Below are 16,839 nucleotides of genomic sequence, written 5' to 3'. Positions count from 1 at the left end.
ATCTCGAAATTAAGATGCTAATTGAACAAGCATTCATGGCGCTGCCCGAGTTTCTCACTGGGCAGCCGTTCAAAAAATATAAATACGAAGGGACGATCGTCACCGCGTTTTCGATGGCGATTTTGCAAGAGCTAAATTCTAGAAATGTACTGAACCCAGTCGCAGCTCTTCGCGAAGAGGTGAATTATCCAGCTGCTCCAAATTGGAGGGCAGACCTCCATCTTGATTTGGAAGCTCTCAAAATATTCACGCCCGAACTAGCTTCGTACGGCTATTACAAGGCGAACTGGTTGGAGGCAAAATTTTGCAGGTTAAATGACAATGGAAAAATCACGATCCCTGCCCTGAAATCCACTCTTCTACTTTTGAAAGACTTGGTCAGGCTTTGTACTTTGCCTCCGGATTCAATTGCAAATGAACGGTCCGAATCTGCCCGGTATCTGTTGCATGCATATCAAGGTGAGCCGAAACAGTACTTTACCTACAGTAGAAATGGCGGAGGGGGACGAAGCAAAAGAGATTGGCTCGACCTCCTTATAGCCCCCGGAAAACACGCTATTGGCTCGTTGGATTTGGAAAAGGAAAATAGCGATACGTTTAATTCGGTTATGGGTGTTGGTTCGCGTTATATAAGGGCAAATTGCAGCATTACGAATTTATGTCATGTGCCTGCGGTATATGGCGATGGCGTTTATTACATTGTTCTAACAAGAGTGGACGACTTCAGGGTGAAGGTTGGCAATAGATGGATGGCACGACGCAACGGAATTATGATGGAAAGTCACGATGGCGCAACATACTTGCTTCAAGCGTCGATTGCGAGGCTGCTTAACGAGTGAATTTACAGACAATTGCTCTTAGCCGAGTGGCAACGAAGCTGAGAGATTAAATAGGGCGATCAATCGCCTCTATGTACGTCTAGGCGGAACTATTGAGTCCTCAAGGAGGGGCTCTAGCCGCTTACGGTGCTTCGGATGTCGATACCTAGCATGTCAGGGTGTCTCGATGAGTAGTATGCGTATGCTGGCGTATAGAGCCTTCTTTCTGCATCAATCGTCTGAAACTCATTCTTCTTCCCGATTCGCGATGCTCGCAGAACCGTTGTCAGTCATGCATATAAACCTGAACAACGGCACCTACTTTCGCTATCTCGAAACCGCGCGCATCGACTGGATCCGCTCGATCGGTGTCGAGCCCACGCCGGGCGGCGAGGGCATGGTGATCGTCAACGCCTTCTGCAACTTCTACCGGCAGATCGAATACCCGGGCAACGTGCGGATCAAGATGTACGTGAGCGACCCGGGGCGCACCACCTTCGAAAGCTGGGCCACCATGGTCCGCGAAGACGCGCCCGACGTGGTCCGCGCGGCCGGCGGCGCAACCACCATCTGGGTCGATTTCCCGAAGCAGAAGGCGCTGGCGCTGCCGGACTGGCTGCGCACGCTGGTGAGCGACTGAGCAGGAGCCGCTGACGCAGCTCAGGCCGGCTGCAGCACGATGCGAGCCTCGAAGCCATGCGCCGCGGCCGCCGGCGGCGACGAGAGTTCGAGCCTCGCGCCGTGCTTCTCGACGATGGTGCCCACGATCGAGATGCCCAGGCCGTAGCCGGCGCGGTCGGAGCTGTGGCGCACATGGCGCTCGCGCAGGGTTTCGAGCTGCGCGGGGTTCACGCCGGGGCCGAAGTCCCGCACGGCAAGGGTGCAGGGCGCCGTCACCTCGACGACGACGCGGCCACCCCCGTAGCGCAGCGCGTTCTCCACCAGGTTGCGCAGCGCGATCGCGAGCGCGTCGACGTCGCCGAGGGCCAGCGGCGTGGCGCTGTCGGGCACCTTGAGCACGAGGCGCTCGGTGTTGCGCGGGTCTTGCCAGAAGTCCTGCGCCACGGCGCCGGCGAGCTGCACCAGGTCGACCCGCGTGCGTGTGAGCGAGGCGCCCGATTCCGCGCGCGACAGCTGCAGCAGCTTCTCGGTGCGGTGGCTGAGGGTGCGCAGCGGATCGAGCGCGGCCTGTACATCGTTGCGCTGCAGGTCGTGCTCGAGCGCGGTCTGCAGCCGCAGGCGGGCGGCGGCAAGCGGTGTTCGCAGTTCGTGCGCGGCGTTGGCCGCCAGGGCGCGCTCCACATCGAGCGAGTGCGCCAGCCGTTCCAGCAGCCGGTTGACGTGGTCGCCGACGGTGCGCAGCTCCCTCGGCAGGCCGGGCAGGGCGATCGGGCTCAGGTCGGCGCCGCTGCGCTTCTCGATCTCGCCGGCCAGCTCCTGCAGCGCCCGCAGCTCGGCGCGCGCCACGTTGCGCAGCACCAGCGCGAGCAGCGGCAGCACCGCGCCGAGCGGAATGATCAGGCCGAAGAGCGTGCGGTTGAGGGCATGGCGGCGTTCGTCGAGCGGGTCCGCCACCTGGAAGAACAGGCCCAGCGTCGGATGGCGCACGGTGTAGATGCGCCAGCTCGGGTTGTTCGCGAAGCCGGCGGCCAGCGGTACGTCGAAGGTGTCGGCGGGCGCCTCGGCGGAGCGCAGCAGCACGTGTTCGTGCAGGTCGACGATCTGGTAGATCACCGCGTCCTCGGAGAACAGCTGCTTGGGCGCGATCAGCGGTTCGCGCGGCGGCTCCTGGCTGGGTTGCTGCAGCTTTTCCAGTTCCTGCACGGCCATCGCGAACATGCGGTGCGAAACCTCGACCATTTCGTTGTCGAAGTTGTGGTTGATCTCGCGGTCCACATACCAGACCACGGCGAACACGCACAGCAGCCACACGCCGCCGACCCAGAGGATCAACGTGCGGGTCAGCCGGCCTGCGAGCGTGTCGCGGCCGGCCACGAGCTTGTTCAGGCTCATTCGTCGTCGTCCGCCGAGAACGACAGGCGATAGCCGAGGCCGCGCAGCGTCTGGATGTGGTTGCGCCCGAGCTTGCGGCGCAGGCGGCTGATGAAGACCTCGAGCGTGTTGCTGTCGGCCTCGTCGCCGAAGCCGTAGAGCGCATCGGCAAGGTTCTCGCGCGTGTGGATGCGCTCGGGGCGCGTGGCCATGACGCGCAGCAGCGCCCATTCCTTCTGCGTCAGCGTGATCGGCGAGCCGTCCTTGCGCACCATGTCGTGCGCCAGGTCGATCTCCAGCGTGCCGAGCTGCAGCACCGGCGCGCTGCTCGCGCTGCGGCGGCGCTCGACCGCGCGCAGGCGCGCCAGCAGCTCGGCCGGGTCGTAGGGCTTGATGAGTTAGTCGTCGGCGCCGGCATCCAGGCCGCGGATGCGGTCGGTCACCTGGTCGCGTGCCGTCAGCACGATGACGATGGGGCGCTCGGGCAGGGCGCGCACCTGCGGCAGCAGCGAGAGGCCGTCGCCGTCGCCCAGGTGCAGGTCGAGCAGCACAGCCGCGTATTGCACCGAAAGCAGGGCGCCGCGGGCGTCGGCCAGGCTCGAAGCCACGTCGACCACGAAGGCCTTGGCCAGCAGGTAGCTGCAGACGGCATCTGCCAACGCAGTGTCATCTTCGACCAGCAATATGCGCACGCCATGTCCTTCCAACAAAAAATGGAGTCTAGCGCTGCCCGGTTGCACGGGGCCTGCCAGTCAGGTTCGGTTCATCTTGCTTCAGGCTGGGTTCATTCCGCGAACGTAGGCTCGGGTCTGTTTTTCAGTCCTGCCTTCGTTCATGACACGTTTCCCGCTATTTCGCCTGGGGGTGCTGACCCTTTTTGCACTGGTTGCATTGATGGCATGGGACGCGACGGGGGCAGATCTGGCGCTGGCGCGCATGGCAGGTTCGCACGCGGGTTTTCCCTTGCGCGACAACCCTTTCATGGTTCACGTGATGCATGAGGGCGCCCGCAATCTGAGCTGGGCGCTCGTGGTCGCGCTGTTCGCCGCGATCCGGTGGCCGTTCGGCTTCCTGCGCCGCCTGAGCACCGGGGGGCGCGCCCAGCTGGCGCTCACGGTGCTGGCCTCTGTAATCGCCGTCAGCGTGCTCAAGCATGCCAGCCAGACCAGTTGCCCGTGGGACCTGCAGGAGTTCGGCGGCGTTGCACGGTATGTGTCGCACTGGTCGTGGGGCGTCAACGATGGCGGGCCGGGCGGGTGTTTCCCTGCCGGCCATGCGTCTGCGGCCTTTGCCTACGTGGGCGGGTACTTCGTGCTGCGCCGGGTGTCGCCCCGTGCGGCGGCGATCTGGCTGGGGGTGTCCTTGGTTGCGGGGTTCGTGCTGGGCGCGTCGCAGCAACTGCGCGGCGCCCACTACATGAGCCACACCCTCTGGACCGCATGGGTCTGCTGGGTGGTGGGCTTCGCCATCGAGGCGGCAGTGACTCGCTTCAAATCGCGCACGCTGAAGCCGGCGATGCCCGCACATGCAGGATCTTGATTTCGCACTGTTCAGGCTGATCAACGCGGACCCTTCGGTGCCGGCCTGGAGCCTGCGTGTCGCCGAGTTCTCCTCCAACCTGCTGCCGGCCCTGCTGACGCTCGCCATCGGGGTCTGCGCGCTTTTCAGCCGGCGCTGGCGCCATGCGCTGTTCACGGTGCTGGTGAGCGTGCTGGCCGTGTGGCTGATCGTGAACATGATCCGCACGCTGATGCCGGTTCCCCGGCCTGCGTTCTATGGCCTTGGCATCCAGTGGGTGCCCCAGGGCGTGCGGCCTGGCTTTCCGAGCCTGCATGCGGCCGGAACCTTTGCCGCCGCCTTTTCGCTCTGGTGCCTGCCTTCCCGCGCAGCCATGCTGGCGGCGCTGCTGGTGGCTGTGGTGGTGGCGTGGAGCCGGGTGTTCCTGGGCCTGCATTTCCCCTCCGATGTCGTCGTGGCGGCAGTGCTGGGCGCGGTGGTGTCGATCATCGTGGAGCGCGGCGTCAGCCGGCCGCTGGGCCAGGCCGCTTCCGGCGCGCTCGTGGCTCGCAGGCGCGCGAAGATGCGACTGCGCCGGGCCAGCCTGAACACCGACTGAAGGGGCAATTCAGGCTCGCTTCAGGCGGACTCGCTACATTCGCCGCATGTCTGTTTCGCGAATCGAGCCCGCACCCCTGCAGCGGGCGAGCACTTCTGACCCCAAAACGCCGCACTCACCCGCCTCCGTCTCGTCGTGGGAGCGCTTCAACCAGTGGTTGAAGCAGCCGCGTTCGGCCGCCGTGCTCGTTCTTTGGCTCAGCCTCTACCTCGTACTGACCACTAACTGGCCGCTGTGGAACGAGCTGGCCCGTATCGGCGGTGCGCCGAGCACCTACATGTCCACCATCGTGGTCATGAGCCTGCTCACGCTGTGCGGCTCGGCGGCCATGCTGTCGCTGACCGCCTGGTCGCGCTGGATGAAGCCGCTGTGGCTCGCCGTGGTCGTGCTGGCCGCGGTGGTCCAGCACTACATGCTCCAGTACCGCGTGGTGATGGACCCGACCATGATCGCCAACGCGCTGCAGACCGATCCGAACGAAGCGCGCGACCTGCTGAGCTGGCGCATGGCCTTCAACGTCGGCGTGGTGGTCCTGCCCGCGGCCTGGCTGCTGTGGCGGGTGCGCGTCACGCCGATGCGCTTTCTGTCGAAGCTCTGGCGCAACGCCGCGCTGCTGCTGCTGTCGGTGCTCGTCGCGCTGGGCGCGGCGGTGTCCATGAACCGCGAACTGGCGCCGCTGATGCGCAACAACGTTCATCTGCGCTACATGATGAACCCCATCGCGATGCTCTATTCCACGGGCTCGCTGTTCATCAAGCCGCTGTTCAAGCGCAGCGGCAAGCTGATTCCGATCACCGCCGGCACGGCGCTGGGCGCCAGCTACGCGGCCCAGACCAAGCCACCGCTGTTCGTGGTGGTGGTGGGCGAAACCGCGCGCGCCGACCACTTCGCCTTGAATGGCTATGCGCGTGACACCACGCCCGAGCTCGCCAGGCGCGGTGTGCTGAGTTACCGCGAGGTGCGTTCCTGCGGCACCAACACGCTGGCCTCCGTGCCGTGCATGTTCTCGCCGCTGGGCAAGGAAGGCTACGAATCGCGCAAGGACGACTACGAGACGCTGGTCGACGTGCTGCAGGCTGCGGGCCTGGCGGTTTTCTGGCTGGACAACCAGGCCGGCTGCAAGGGTGTGTGCGTCCGCGTGCCGAACGCCTCGGCCTTCGAAGGCCTCGATGCCGCCACCAAGAAGGCGCTGTGCGACGGCGACGAATGCCTCGACGACGTGATGCTCAAGGGCCTCGACGAGCGCATTGCCGCGCTGCCGGCCGAGCGCCGCGCCAAGGGCGTCGTGCTGGTGATGCACCAGATGGGCAGCCACGGCCCGGCCTACTACAAGCGCTCGGCGCCTGACGTGAAGCGCTTCCTGCCCGAGTGCAAGACCAATGCGCTGGCCGAGTGCGGCCACGCCGAGCTCATGAACGTGTACGACAACTCGATCGTGCAGACCGACCGCTTCCTCGGCCAGACCATCGACTGGCTCAAGGCCCAATCGAAGCAGTACGACCCGGCGATGCTGTACGTGAGCGACCACGGCGAGTCGCTCGGCGAATATGGCCTGTTCCTGCACGGCGTGCCGTACAGCTTCGCGCCCGAGGCGCAGAAGCACGTGCCGATGGTCACGTGGTTCAGCGAAGGCATGAGCCAACGGCGCAAGCTCTCGCGTTCGTGCATGGAGGCGGGGCTCGACACGCCGCTCACGCACGACAACCTGTACCACACGGTGCTCGGCGTGATGGACGTTGCCACGCCTACCTACAAGCCGGCACTGGACGCGCTGGCTTCTTGCCGCGGGAAGGGCTGAGCTTTCTCGGGGCTTGCCTGCGGTTGATGTCGGGGGCATTCGGGGCGCGATCACGCCGACGGGGTACCTTGCTCCGCGAATGTCCCCCGGCCTTCGGCCTCCTCCTTTATTTCGCTGCGCAAGGCACCCCATCGGCGTGATCGTTGGACAGAGCGGTCGTTGATCAGCGGTTCACCGGCAGCGTGCCCTCGTGCACAGGGCATCGGGTGCTCCCCGCAGCGAAATAAAGGAGGAGCCGAAGGCGGGGGACATTCGCGGAGGGGAGTACCCGGTGGCCTGTGCACGCGTCCCGAACAGACCCCGCATCAAATCAGGCTCCCTTCTTCTCCCGAGGCAACCGCCCCATCAGGAAGAACTCGTTGTTCGGCTGCATGCCGCTGAAGCTCGCCAGCCGGTTGCTCAGGCCGAAGAAGGCGGTGATGGCCGCGATGTCCCAGATGTCCTCGTCGTCGAAGCCGTGCGCGTGCAGCGGCGGGAAGTCGCTGTCGTCGATCTCGTGCGAGCGGTCGCAGACCTTCATCGCAAAGTCGAGCATCGCGCGCTGGCGCGGCGTGATGTCGGCCTTGCGGTAGTTCACGGCCACCTGGTCGGCCACCAGCGGCTTTTTCTCGTAGATGCGCAGCAGCGCCCCATGCGCCACCACGCAGTACAGGCACTTGTTGGCCGCGCTGGTGGTGGTGACGATCATCTCGCGGTCGCCCTTGGTGAGCGAGCCTTCTTCCTTGAGCATCAGCGCATCGTGGTACGCGAAGAAGGCGCGCCACTCGGCCGGCCGGCGCGCGAGGGCGAGGAACACGTTGGGCACGAAGCCCGCCTTTTCCTGCACGGCGAGGATCGCGGTGCGGATGTCTTCGGGCAAGTCTTTCAGTTCGGCGAGGGGGTAGCGCTCTGCGGCCATGTTGTCTCCGGTGCGGGTTGCTTTGATGGAGCCATCATAGGCAAGCCGCACCGCAGACGTGGAACCGCTCCTTCTCCTACTTGAGTGCCTTGCCCTGCGTCGCGCCCAGCGGCGTGTGCAATTGCGACGGCTCCCACTCGCCGGTGTTGTCGTTGCGCCCCTGCAGCAGGTAGCGCGTGTCGGCCTTGCCGTAGTTCTGCACCGCCATGGCCGAGAACTTGCCGATGTCGGTCTTCGGGTCGCGCAGGCGGTTCACGATCAGCACCTTCTTCGTGTCGGCGAAGTCGGCCATCATGTTCTGGTCGCCTTCGCTGTCGCCGGCCACGAAGCTCGGGCCGTAGCCGTACTTGGCGACGAGGAAGCGCTGGATGTTCTTCGTCTTGCCCGGGCCCTGCGTCTGGTCGTAGCCGCGGCGGAACTCGGGCTGGATCACGCCATTGGCATCGCGCTCCAGCTCCATCGCGAGCACGCGCTCGGGCGGGTTGTTGTAGCCGAAGGCGGGGTTCGACGAGATTTCCTTGATGACATCGACGAACGACGCCGAGCACACCCACACGTCGAAGCCCGCGTTGCGGAAGGCGGCGTACAGCGCCTGCATCTCGGGCTGCAGGCGCAGGCCGTTCTTCCAGCTCACCGACACCACGCCCGCGCGGCCCGGCAACGCGGCCGGTGAAGTCCACTTGACCTTGGCGACCGGCTCCTTCAGCTGCCATGCCACCGTGTCGGCCGTGAGCTTGCGCACCTGCGCCTCGGTCATGCCGGCGAAAAGATAGGTCACCCACGGGTAGGCCGTGTCGTGGTCGAAGGTGTCGCCGATGGCTTCGTAGAGATAGCGCACCTTGGTGGTGAACGCGATGTAGTGCGGATTCAGCTTCACGGCCGCCAGCGGCTGGCTGCCCTTGAGGCCGGCGTAGTTCTGATAGAGCCAGGTGTAGCTGGCCACGATGTCGGGCACCACCAGGTCGATGTTGACCGACCCGCCGGCCGCGTTGTTGAACGGCGGGAGGAAGTCTTTCTTCGGGATGTTCTTGCGCAATGCCACCTCGAGCTGCGCGGGCGTGGCGCCGAACACCAGGTTCTCGAGCTGGTAGATCAGCGAGGCTTCCTCGATGTCGAGGAAGACGCTGGTGTTGTCCCAGTCGAACACGACGTAGGGCGGCCTGGCAGCGTTGTAGCCGGGGCTGTCCTTGCCGAGGCCGGCAATCAGGCCTTCGATCTGCGCGCGGTTGAAGGCGTCCCAGTGGCCGGGCGACAAGCCCTTGGCGGGCGAGAGGCTGGCGCAGCCGGTGGCGACGAGCGCGGTGGCGAGGGGGGTAAGGAGAATGAGGCGGCGTTGCATGCGTTCCCTGTTGTTGTGCGGTGTGGATGGGAGGCGCCGAGCGTATGCGGCGTCCGTGACACTTCCGCGTCGATCTACGCATCAGCCGTGCCAGCCCGGCGGTTCGCCTAGGCGCGGATGCGTGCGTGCTGCTGTTCGATGAACTCCGCCACCCGGCGCACGAGCTCGCGCTTGCCTCCTGCCGCCTCGACGCTCGCCGCGGCCTGCACGGCGACGATCTCCCCGATGGCACGGATCGTTTCGTCCGCCTGCGCCGCCGACAGGCCGAAATGCGAAGCCGCAGCGCGGGCCAGGTCGAGGCTCGAGGCGTGCTGCCCCGGAAGAATGGCGAGCTCCTGGTAGCCCGTGTGGCCGCCCAGTTGCATCACCAGATCGAAGGCAGGCGCCAAGCGCCACCGTCCGTCTTCGTCTCGCAGCGCGCCATGGTTCTTGACGTGATCGTCGCTGTTGCCCACCGCCAGGTTGAACACCAGGCGGCGGAACAGTTGGGCCAGGTCTTCTTGCGGCCGGCGGGAGATGCGCCGCAGCATCTGCGCCAGTTCGACGTAGCTGCCTCGGCTCGATTCATAGGGCACGTCGAGCAGTGCCGAAGCCGAGAGGTAGTGAAAGCGCCGCTCGCCGGTCACCGGCCCCGCCCGGTCGAAGCGCTCGACCAGCAAGGCGTGCCCCGAAGCGATGGGCTGCAGCCGGAAGGGCGGGACTTCGATGCCGCAGGCACCGGCGAGCCAGAGCGTGGCCGCTTCGATCACCTCCACGTCATGGTCGTCACCGCGCGATGCGAACTTGGCGATGCAGCGCCGGCCCTCGTTCGCAAAGGCTGCCTTGGGGCGCGCACCGCCCAGGCTCCCGCCGCGCAGCAGCCGGTGCATGTCGGGGCCGATCTCCATGCCGGCTTCGACACGCCGGGACGCTTCGGCGAGTTCCTCCAGGGACAGGAGTGTCGAAGGCGGCTCTTCGCTTTCGATGGGCAGCGATTCGGCGAAGACCATCGCGCCAATGCGGTCCTCGTTGGTCAGCAGCAATGCATCGATGTCGGAGAGGGGCTTGCCTTGGCGTATTTCAAGCACCTTGCGGCCCCAGCTGTCGGGCAGCGCATCGCGCAGCGTGAGCGGCATGGCCCCGCCCTCGCGGATGCGGCGCTCGGCCAACACGAAGGGAGCATCGCGCAGCGGCAGGTGCGCGGGGTTGAGCGGCGCGGCCGCCGCATCTTCGAGATAACGCCGGCCGTAGGCGAATTCCCCCGACTCCACCACGCCGCGGCGAACAACCTTCATCAAGCCGGCCGGCTGCACCCGTTCGCCGGTGTGGTGCGCGAGGCCGACGTAGATGCGCCGCTCGACGTCGGCGTTGTCAGAAGTCACGTTCACCTTCCGCAATCACACCCGCAGCGCCTTGCGTGGCCGGCCTGCGCACTCGGCGCTTCGCGGCCAGCCCGGCGGGGGCCGGGGCCACGCCGTCGAGCGAATCGATTTCGCCGAACAGCCAGAGCGCATGGGCCATCAGGCCGATGCTGGTGCCGGGCTTGCCGGATTCGAGCGCTCGCAGGGTGTTGGGTGAACACAGCAGCCGCTCGGCCATTTCGGCGACCGTCCATTCGCGATGGACCCTGTGCGCCCGCAGGCGCAGGCCAAGCCTTTCAAGGGGCTCGACGGTTTGCGAGGGCAGGGCCGAGAGGCTGAGGCTGCTTTTTGACATCAATAAAATGACTATTAAACGGCTTAAGAGTCATTTTATTGCGTATTTTTAGATATGGGAAGGCCGTCTATCCAGGCAACCCCGGCCTCACCCCACCGGGTTGCTTCAGCACTGCGAGATCGCTCTCGTCCTTCAGCCCGACGCCGGTCAGCCCGCGGCGCAGGGATTCGCGCATCAGCCATGCCAGCTTGAACGCGGCGGTTTCATAGGACAGGCCTTCGGGCCGCACGTTGGAGATGCAGTTGCGCTCGGCGTCGTGCCGGCCGCGCTTGGGCGAATGCGTGAGGTAGATGCCGAGGCTGTCGGGCGAGCTCAGGCCGGGGCGCTCGCCGATCAGCATGACCGAGAGCGCCGCGCCGAACAGCTCGCCCACCTCGTCGGCCAGCGCCACGCGCGCTTGCGTAGCAATGACCACGGGGGCGAAGCTGGTGTCAGCCGGCAGCTGCGAGCGCAATGCGGCCAGCAGCGGAGCCGCATGGCGGGCGACGGCGAGCGAAGAGAGCCCGTCGCCGATCACGATGCAGGCGTCGCAGCCGTAACGCTGGTCGCCGAGCAGGCGCGTGGCGTCGTCCTCGTCGAGTTGCCGGCCGAGGTCGGGGCGGCGCAGGTATTCGGTGCGATCCGCTGCACGGCTGCGTGCGCGCGCCACCTCCCAGTGCTGCGAGCGCAAGGTGGCTTCGAGCGCGTCGACGTCGAGCGCGGCATGGATGGCATCGCGTGCCATCGCATGCGCCCAGCCGAAGCGCAGCGTCTCATCGGTCGGCATGCCGGCGCCGACGCGGCCCAGCGCCAGCCGCGCGGGCGTGGCCGAGCGCCATTGCGCCCAGGGGTTGGGTGTGACTGGTGAATCGCTCATGACGCAAGCGCGGACAGCCCGCTCATGTCGGCCAGCAGCCGGTTGGCAGCAGGCGGCGCCAGTTGCCCGGCCGCGTTGGTGATCTGCATGCGCTGCAGCCAGGCCTCGAATTCGGGCGCGCGCTTCAGGCCCAGTGTTTCGCGCAGGAAGAGCGCGTCGTGGAAGGAGGTGCTCTGGTAGTTGAGCATCACGTCGTCCGCGCCCGGAATGCCCATGATGAAGTTGATGCCCGCCGTGCCCAGCAGCACGAGCAGCGTGTCCATGTCGTCCTGGTCGGCCTCGGCGTGGTTGGTGTAGCAGATGTCGCAGCCGATGGGCAGGCCCAGCAGCTTGCCGCAGAAGTGGTCTTCCAGCCCGGCGCGGATGATCTGCTTGCCGTCGTACAGGTACTCCGGCCCGATGAAGCCGACCACCGTGTTGATGAGGAAGGGTTTGTAGCGCCGCGCCAGCGCGTAGGCGCGCGCCTCGCAGGTCTGCTGGTCGACACCGAAGTTGGCATTGGCCGAGAGCGCGCTGCCTTGGCCAGTCTCGAAGTACATGACGTTGTCGCCGATGGTGCCGCGCTTGAGCGACAACGCCGCGGCATAGGCCTCGTCGAGCAGCTCGGGCGTCACGCCGAACGATAGGTTGGCCTTCTCGGTGCCCGCGATCGACTGGAACACCAGGTCCACCGGCGCGCCGGCCTCGGCGAGCTTGAGCGTGTTGGTCACGTGCGTGAGCACGCAGCTCTGCGTGGGAATCTCGAAACGCTGGATCACCTCGTCGAGCATGCGAAGCAACTGGCCCAGCACGGGCATGCTGTCGGAAGCGGGGTTGAGGCCGATCACCGCATCGCCCGCACCGTAGAGCAGCCCGTCGAGCGTGGAGGCCGCCACGCCGCGAAGGTCGTCGGTCGGATGGTTGGGCTGCAGCCGCACAGCCAAGTGGCCGGGCAGCCCGATGGTGTCGCGAAAGCGCGTGACCACGCTGCACTTCTTCGCGACCGACACGAGGTCCTGGTTGCGCATGAGCTTGGACACGGCTGCGACCATCTCGGGCGTGAGGCCCGGCGCCAGCGCGGTGAGCGTGGCTGTGGTGGCCGCTTCGGACAGCAGCCAGTTGCGGAAGTCGCCGACCGTGAGATGCGCGACCGGCGCGAACGCCTGCGCATCGTGGCCGTCGATGATGAGGCGCGTGATGTTGTCGCTCTCGTACGGAATCAGCGCTTCGGTTAGGAACTGCTTGAGCGGCGTCTCGGCCAGCACGTGGCGCGCGGCCATGCGCTGCTGCGCGGTGGCCGCGCCGATGCCCGCGAGGTAGTCGCCCGAACGCGCCGGGCTCGCGAAGGCCATGACCTGCCGCAAGTCGTCGAAGGCGAAGACATGGCTGTCGATGGTGGTGCGGTACAGCATCTGTCAGGCGGCGGTCTTCGAGGAAGACAGCATCTCGTCGGGCGCGGCCGCTTTGCGCTGCGCCGAGGTCAGCAGGAAGTAGCCGTACGCCGCTGCCATCAGCACGATGAACAGCAGCGTGAGCATGCCGTTGAACCACACCATGGCGCCCAGGCACACAACGCCGAGCCCGAGCGCAATGGCCGGGAACACGGGGTAGAAGGGCGCGCGGTAGGTGCGCAGCAGGTTGGGCTCGGTGCGGCGCAGCTTGAACAGCGCTGCCATCGAGATCAGGTACATCACGATGGCGCCGAGCACGGCCATGGTCACGATGTTGGCGGTGAGCGTCTGGCCGCCGAACTGCACCCACTCGTCGCTGAAGATCGCGACCACGCCGATCACACCGCCGGCCAGCAGCGCGCGGTGCGGCGTGTCGAAGCGCGGGCTCAGACCGGCGAAGTAGCGCGGCAGGTAGCCCGCGCGCGCCAGCGCGAAGATCTGGCGCGAGTAGCCCATGATGATTCCGTGGAACGAGGCAATCAGCCCGAACAGCCCGATCCACACCAGCATGTGCAGCCAGCCGCTGTTGTCGCCGACCACAGCCTTCATGGCCTGTGGCAGCGGATCGTTGATGTTGGCGAGCTTGCGCCAGTCGCCCACGCCGCCCGCGAAGATCATCACGCCGAAGGCCAGCACCACCAGCGTGACGATGCCCGTGGTGTACGCGATGGGAATGGTGCGGTGCGGATCGCGCGCCTCCTCGGCCGCCATGGCCGCGCCCTCGATGGCGAGGAAGAACCAGATCGCGAACGGAATGGAGGCGAAGATGCCCGAGATGGCCGCGCCGTTGAGCACGCTGCCGCCCGCCCAGCCGTTGGCCACGAAGTTGGCCATGGTCCAGCCCGGCGTGACCACGCCCATGAACACCAGCAGCTCGACGATGGCCAGGATGGTGACGAACAGCTCGAATGCCGCCGCGATGCCAACGCCGACCCAGTTGAGCCCGATGAAGATCACGTACGCGCCCAGCGCGAACCACTTCGGGTTGATGCCCGGGAACTGCACGTTGAGATACGCACCGATGGCCAGCGCGATGGCCGGCGGCGCGAAGACGAATTCGATCAGCGTGGCAAAGCCCGCGACGAAGCCGCCGTTGGGACCGAAGGCGCGCCGCGCATAGGCGAAAGGCCCGCCCGCATGCGGGATGGCAGTCGACAGTTCGGTGAAGCTGAAGATGAAGGTGGTGTACATCGTTGCCACCAGCACCGTGGCAACGAGGAAGCCGAGCGTGCCGGCCGTGTTCCAGCCGTAGCTCCAACCAAAGTATTCACCCGAGATGACGAGGCCCACCGCGATGCCCCAGAGCTGGACGGGACCGAGCACTTTCTTCAGGTGACCGGTGCCTGAGTGGGCGGGCGTCGGGCCCGTGCTGGCGGCTGCGGTGGAGTTCATGCGGCTTCCTCTCTTCGTGGATGTTGACAGTGCACATTCCGCAAAGCAAGGGCTGTTCCACCGCGCGCATCGGTCCCGAATATCCCCTTACAGGCCCGGCGGGCCGCTGGCCATAATCGACGACTTTCAACCTCCGAGGTCTTTCGTGAAGTCTCTTCTCTGCGCCGCACTCGTGTCCGTTCTCGCCGCTCCCGCCGCCTTTGCGCAATCCGCGCCGGTGACCACGCCCAGCGGCCTGGTCTACCAGTCGCTCAAGGAAGGCACCGGTGCCTCGCCTGCCGCGACCGACACGGTCAAGGTGCACTACCGCGGCACCTTCCCCGATACCGGCAAGGAGTTCGACAGCTCCTACAAGCGCGGTGAGCCCACCGAGTTCCCGCTCAACGGCGTGATCCCGTGCTGGACCGAAGGCGTGCAGAAGATGAAGCCGGGTGGCAAGGCCAAGCTGACCTGCCCGCCGTCGATTGCCTACGGTTCGCGCGGCGCGGGCGGCGTGATTCCGCCGAACGCCACGCTCAACTTCGAAGTGGAGCTGGTGTCGGTTACCAAGCGCTGATTCTCTTCAGGGCGTGATCGCTCAGAGCATTCGTTGATTGCCTGCTCACCCGCAGCGTGCCCTGTGCGCAGGACATCGGGTGCTCCCCGCAGCGAAATAAAGGAGGAGGCCGCAGGCCGGGGGACATTCGCGGAGGGGAGTACCCGGTGGCCTGCGCACGCGCCCCGAACGACAGCCCCGCCCGCAGTCAGACCCCCGGCTGATACTGATACAGCCAGGTCTCCGTAAGCGTCTTGTCCCCGGTTTTCAGGTAGAGCCGCATGTCGACCGGCTCGTTGCCTTCAGGCGTGAAGTCGAACTGCGCACGCCAGTGCCCCGGCACGCCATTCGGCACAGCCTCGGCGAAGATGTACGAGAACTTGCCGCGCGCCGCCGTCAGCACCACCTCGGGCTTCACGCCGAAGGGCACGGTGGTCAATGGCTGGCCGACGAACTCGACCATGAACTTGCGCACGCCCTGCGGTCGCGGCTGGCCCGGCTGTCCGCCGCGGCCGATGCGCGTGGCCACGCAGCGCGCGAGCGGCGACGGAAACGGCTCCTGGTCGGTCCAGTGCAGCCGGTACTGCAGGCTGTAGCTCGCGCCCGCCTTGGCATCGGCCTTCGGCACCCAGAAGGCGACGACGTTGTCGTGGATCTCGTCGTCGGTCGGAATCTCGATGAGCTGCACCGAGCCTTCGCCCCAATCGCCCAGTGGCTCGATCCACAGGCTCGGGCGCTTCTCGTAGCCCACGCCGTCCTGGTAATGGTCGAACGCGCGGTCGCGCTGCAGCAGGCCGAAGCCGCGCGGCTTGGTGTCCGCGAACGCGGATGCGCGCGTCTGCGTCGGGTTGTTGAGCGGGCGCCAGATGCGCTCGCCCGCGCCGTTCCAGATCGCGAGGCCGTCGGAGTCGTGCACCTCGGGGCGCCAGTCGATGGCCGTGGGCTTGATGGTTTCCGAGTACCAGTACATCGACGTGAGCGGCACCAGGCCCAGGCGCGACACGTCGCGGCGCAGGAACATGCGCGCGTCGATGTCCATGATCACGGCCTTGGTGCGCTGCATGACGAACTTGAACACGCCCGTCACGCTCGGCCCTTCGAGCAGCGCGTAGACCGTCATCGAGGTGGTGTTGTTCGCGGCCGGCGTCTCGAAGTAGAAGCGCGTGAAGCTCGGGAATTCCTCGGGCTTGTCGGGCACCGCCACGTCGAGCGCAATGCCGCGCGCCGACAGCCCGTACTGGTAGAGCTCGCCGATGGCGCGGAAGTACGAGGCGCCGAGGAACGCGACCCAGTCGTTCTTTTGCCAGTCGAGCTTGGCCTGGTCGCCCAGCCGGCTCTCCTGCAGGCGAAAGCCCGCGAAGCCCGCGCCCGGCGGCAGCGCGCGCGCGGGGCTGTCGGGTGGCATCGAGAAGTAGGTGGGGCTGTAGAGCACCTCGCGGGCGAACGCATCGCCGTCGGTGTTCTCGAGCACGTGCATGCGCACCGGCGCCTGGAAGAAGCGGCCGAGGTGGAAGAAGGTGACCGGGAATGCGCCGGGCCCGTCGCGGAACAGGGCGTTGGCGGGGTCGAACTTGATCTTGCCGTGCGCGTCGTAGTCGATGCGATCGAGCACCTCGGGCGCCAGCGGCGCCGCGGCCGCATAGGGCCTTGCGGCGAGCGACTTCGCTTGCGCGACCAGCGCGTCGAAGGAGAAGGGCGCGGGCTGGCTCAGTTGCAGTCCGTTGGCGGCCAGTGCCTCTTCGGGCAGTCCGAGGGCGGCGAGTGCGGCAGCGGCTCCGCCGGCGGCAAGGAAGGATCGGCGATCAAGCATGTGGTTCTTGAGGGTTGCGAATCTTTGGGGGAAGAAGGGAAAGCGGCGGAACGACAGCGCATTTTCCGCGAATGGGAACGCCGGCAAGCTTCGCCCGGCGCGGGATCGAACCGCGTCAGCCATCCAGCGCAAGCCGGGCCGGACAAAGCCGGCAATTCAC

Annotated in this window: 15 protein-coding genes and 1 pseudogene; 6 read left to right on the top strand and 10 right to left on the bottom strand. The window is 66.1% G+C overall.

The genetic code is table 11. The features are described from left to right. The first annotated feature begins 35 nt into the window (after positions 1-35). Positions 36-839, top strand: coding sequence for a hypothetical protein (locus ACEOAB_RS17345; protein WP_413747591.1), 804 nt, complete (start codon positions 36-38; stop codon positions 837-839). Positions 840-1,110: 271 nt separating this feature from the next. Then, positions 1,111-1,458: an acyl-CoA thioesterase gene (locus tag ACEOAB_RS17340; RefSeq protein ID WP_413747590.1), complete on the top strand. Its 348-nt coding sequence runs from the start codon at positions 1,111-1,113 to the stop codon at positions 1,456-1,458. A gap of 20 nt (positions 1,459-1,478) precedes the next feature. On the opposite strand, the gene ACEOAB_RS17335 is transcribed toward ACEOAB_RS17340, so the two are convergent. Together ACEOAB_RS17335 and ACEOAB_RS17330 are read right to left on the bottom strand one after the other, a co-directional pair. Next, on the bottom strand, positions 1,479-2,831 hold the full coding sequence (locus ACEOAB_RS17335; protein WP_495653004.1) for a sensor histidine kinase: 1,353 nt from the start codon (positions 2,829-2,831) through the stop codon (positions 1,479-1,481). Continuing rightward, positions 2,828-3,502 (bottom strand): annotated as a pseudogene (locus ACEOAB_RS17330) (winged helix-turn-helix domain-containing protein). Before ACEOAB_RS17330 ends, ACEOAB_RS17335 begins: the two are co-directional and overlap by 4 nt. Before the next feature lie 142 nt (positions 3,503-3,644). Here ACEOAB_RS17330 and ACEOAB_RS17325 point away from each other — a divergent pair. From ACEOAB_RS17325 to ACEOAB_RS17315, 3 genes are read left to right on the top strand one after another with little or no spacing between them, the layout of a single operon-like run. Continuing rightward, entirely contained in the window at positions 3,645-4,349 is a 705-nt protein-coding gene (locus tag ACEOAB_RS17325; RefSeq protein WP_056594252.1) for a phosphatase PAP2 family protein, read from the top strand. After that, positions 4,336-4,926 carry a phosphatase PAP2 family protein gene (locus tag ACEOAB_RS17320; RefSeq protein ID WP_056591753.1) on the top strand — a complete coding sequence of 197 codons (591 nt, stop codon included), beginning with the start codon at positions 4,336-4,338 and terminating at the stop codon, positions 4,924-4,926. The genes ACEOAB_RS17325 and ACEOAB_RS17320 overlap by 14 nt, the downstream gene beginning before the upstream one ends. A gap of 46 nt (positions 4,927-4,972) precedes the next feature. After that, positions 4,973-6,724 (top strand): phosphoethanolamine transferase, encoded by a 1,752-nt coding sequence (locus tag ACEOAB_RS17315; RefSeq protein WP_413747588.1) that lies wholly within the window; start codon positions 4,973-4,975, stop codon positions 6,722-6,724. Between the two features lie 310 nt (positions 6,725-7,034). Here the strand turns inward: ACEOAB_RS17315 and ACEOAB_RS17310 are convergent, their stop codons facing one another. The 7 genes from ACEOAB_RS17310 to eat form a co-directional block, all read right to left on the bottom strand. Beyond that, positions 7,035-7,622: a peroxidase-related enzyme gene (locus ACEOAB_RS17310; protein ID WP_056591758.1), complete on the bottom strand. Its 588-nt coding sequence runs from the start codon at positions 7,620-7,622 to the stop codon at positions 7,035-7,037. Positions 7,623-7,698: 76 nt separating this feature from the next. Further along, positions 7,699-8,961, bottom strand: a complete 1,263-nt coding sequence (locus tag ACEOAB_RS17305; RefSeq protein ID WP_413747587.1) for an HAD family hydrolase — start codon at positions 8,959-8,961, stop codon at positions 7,699-7,701. 107 nt (positions 8,962-9,068) lie between these two features. Then, entirely contained in the window at positions 9,069-10,322 is a 1,254-nt protein-coding gene (locus ACEOAB_RS17300; protein ID WP_056594256.1) for a type II toxin-antitoxin system HipA family toxin, read from the bottom strand. Then, positions 10,312-10,656: a helix-turn-helix transcriptional regulator gene (locus ACEOAB_RS17295; RefSeq protein WP_056591764.1), complete on the bottom strand. Its 345-nt coding sequence runs from the start codon at positions 10,654-10,656 to the stop codon at positions 10,312-10,314. Before ACEOAB_RS17295 ends, ACEOAB_RS17300 begins: the two co-directional genes overlap by 11 nt. Positions 10,657-10,723: 67 nt before the next feature. Further along, on the bottom strand, positions 10,724-11,512 hold the full coding sequence (eutC, locus tag ACEOAB_RS17290) for an ethanolamine ammonia-lyase subunit EutC (RefSeq protein WP_413747586.1): 789 nt from the start codon (positions 11,510-11,512) through the stop codon (positions 10,724-10,726). After that, on the bottom strand, positions 11,509-12,903 hold the full coding sequence (locus ACEOAB_RS17285; protein ID WP_056591773.1) for an ethanolamine ammonia-lyase subunit EutB: 1,395 nt from the start codon (positions 12,901-12,903) through the stop codon (positions 11,509-11,511). The genes eutC and ACEOAB_RS17285 overlap by 4 nt, the downstream gene beginning before the upstream one ends. Positions 12,904-12,906: 3 nt before the next feature. Further along, the gene (gene eat, locus ACEOAB_RS17280; protein ID WP_413747585.1) at positions 12,907-14,334 is read right to left on the bottom strand and encodes an ethanolamine permease; all 1,428 of its coding nucleotides are present in this window, start codon (positions 14,332-14,334) and stop codon (positions 12,907-12,909) included. Between the two features lie 145 nt (positions 14,335-14,479). Between eat and ACEOAB_RS17275 the strand changes: the two genes are divergently transcribed. After that, positions 14,480-14,890 carry an FKBP-type peptidyl-prolyl cis-trans isomerase gene (locus ACEOAB_RS17275; protein WP_007834494.1) on the top strand — a complete coding sequence of 137 codons (411 nt, stop codon included), beginning with the start codon at positions 14,480-14,482 and terminating at the stop codon, positions 14,888-14,890. A gap of 187 nt (positions 14,891-15,077) precedes the next feature. On the opposite strand, the gene ACEOAB_RS17270 is transcribed toward ACEOAB_RS17275, so the two are convergent. Next, positions 15,078-16,679, bottom strand: coding sequence for an OpgD/OpgG family glucan biosynthesis protein (locus ACEOAB_RS17270; protein ID WP_056591779.1), 1,602 nt, complete (start codon positions 16,677-16,679; stop codon positions 15,078-15,080). Positions 16,680-16,839: the final 160 nt, after the last annotated feature.

This window comes from Variovorax sp. Varisp53, from assembly GCF_059491555.1.
This window is presented reverse-complemented; position numbering and strand designations above follow the sequence as displayed.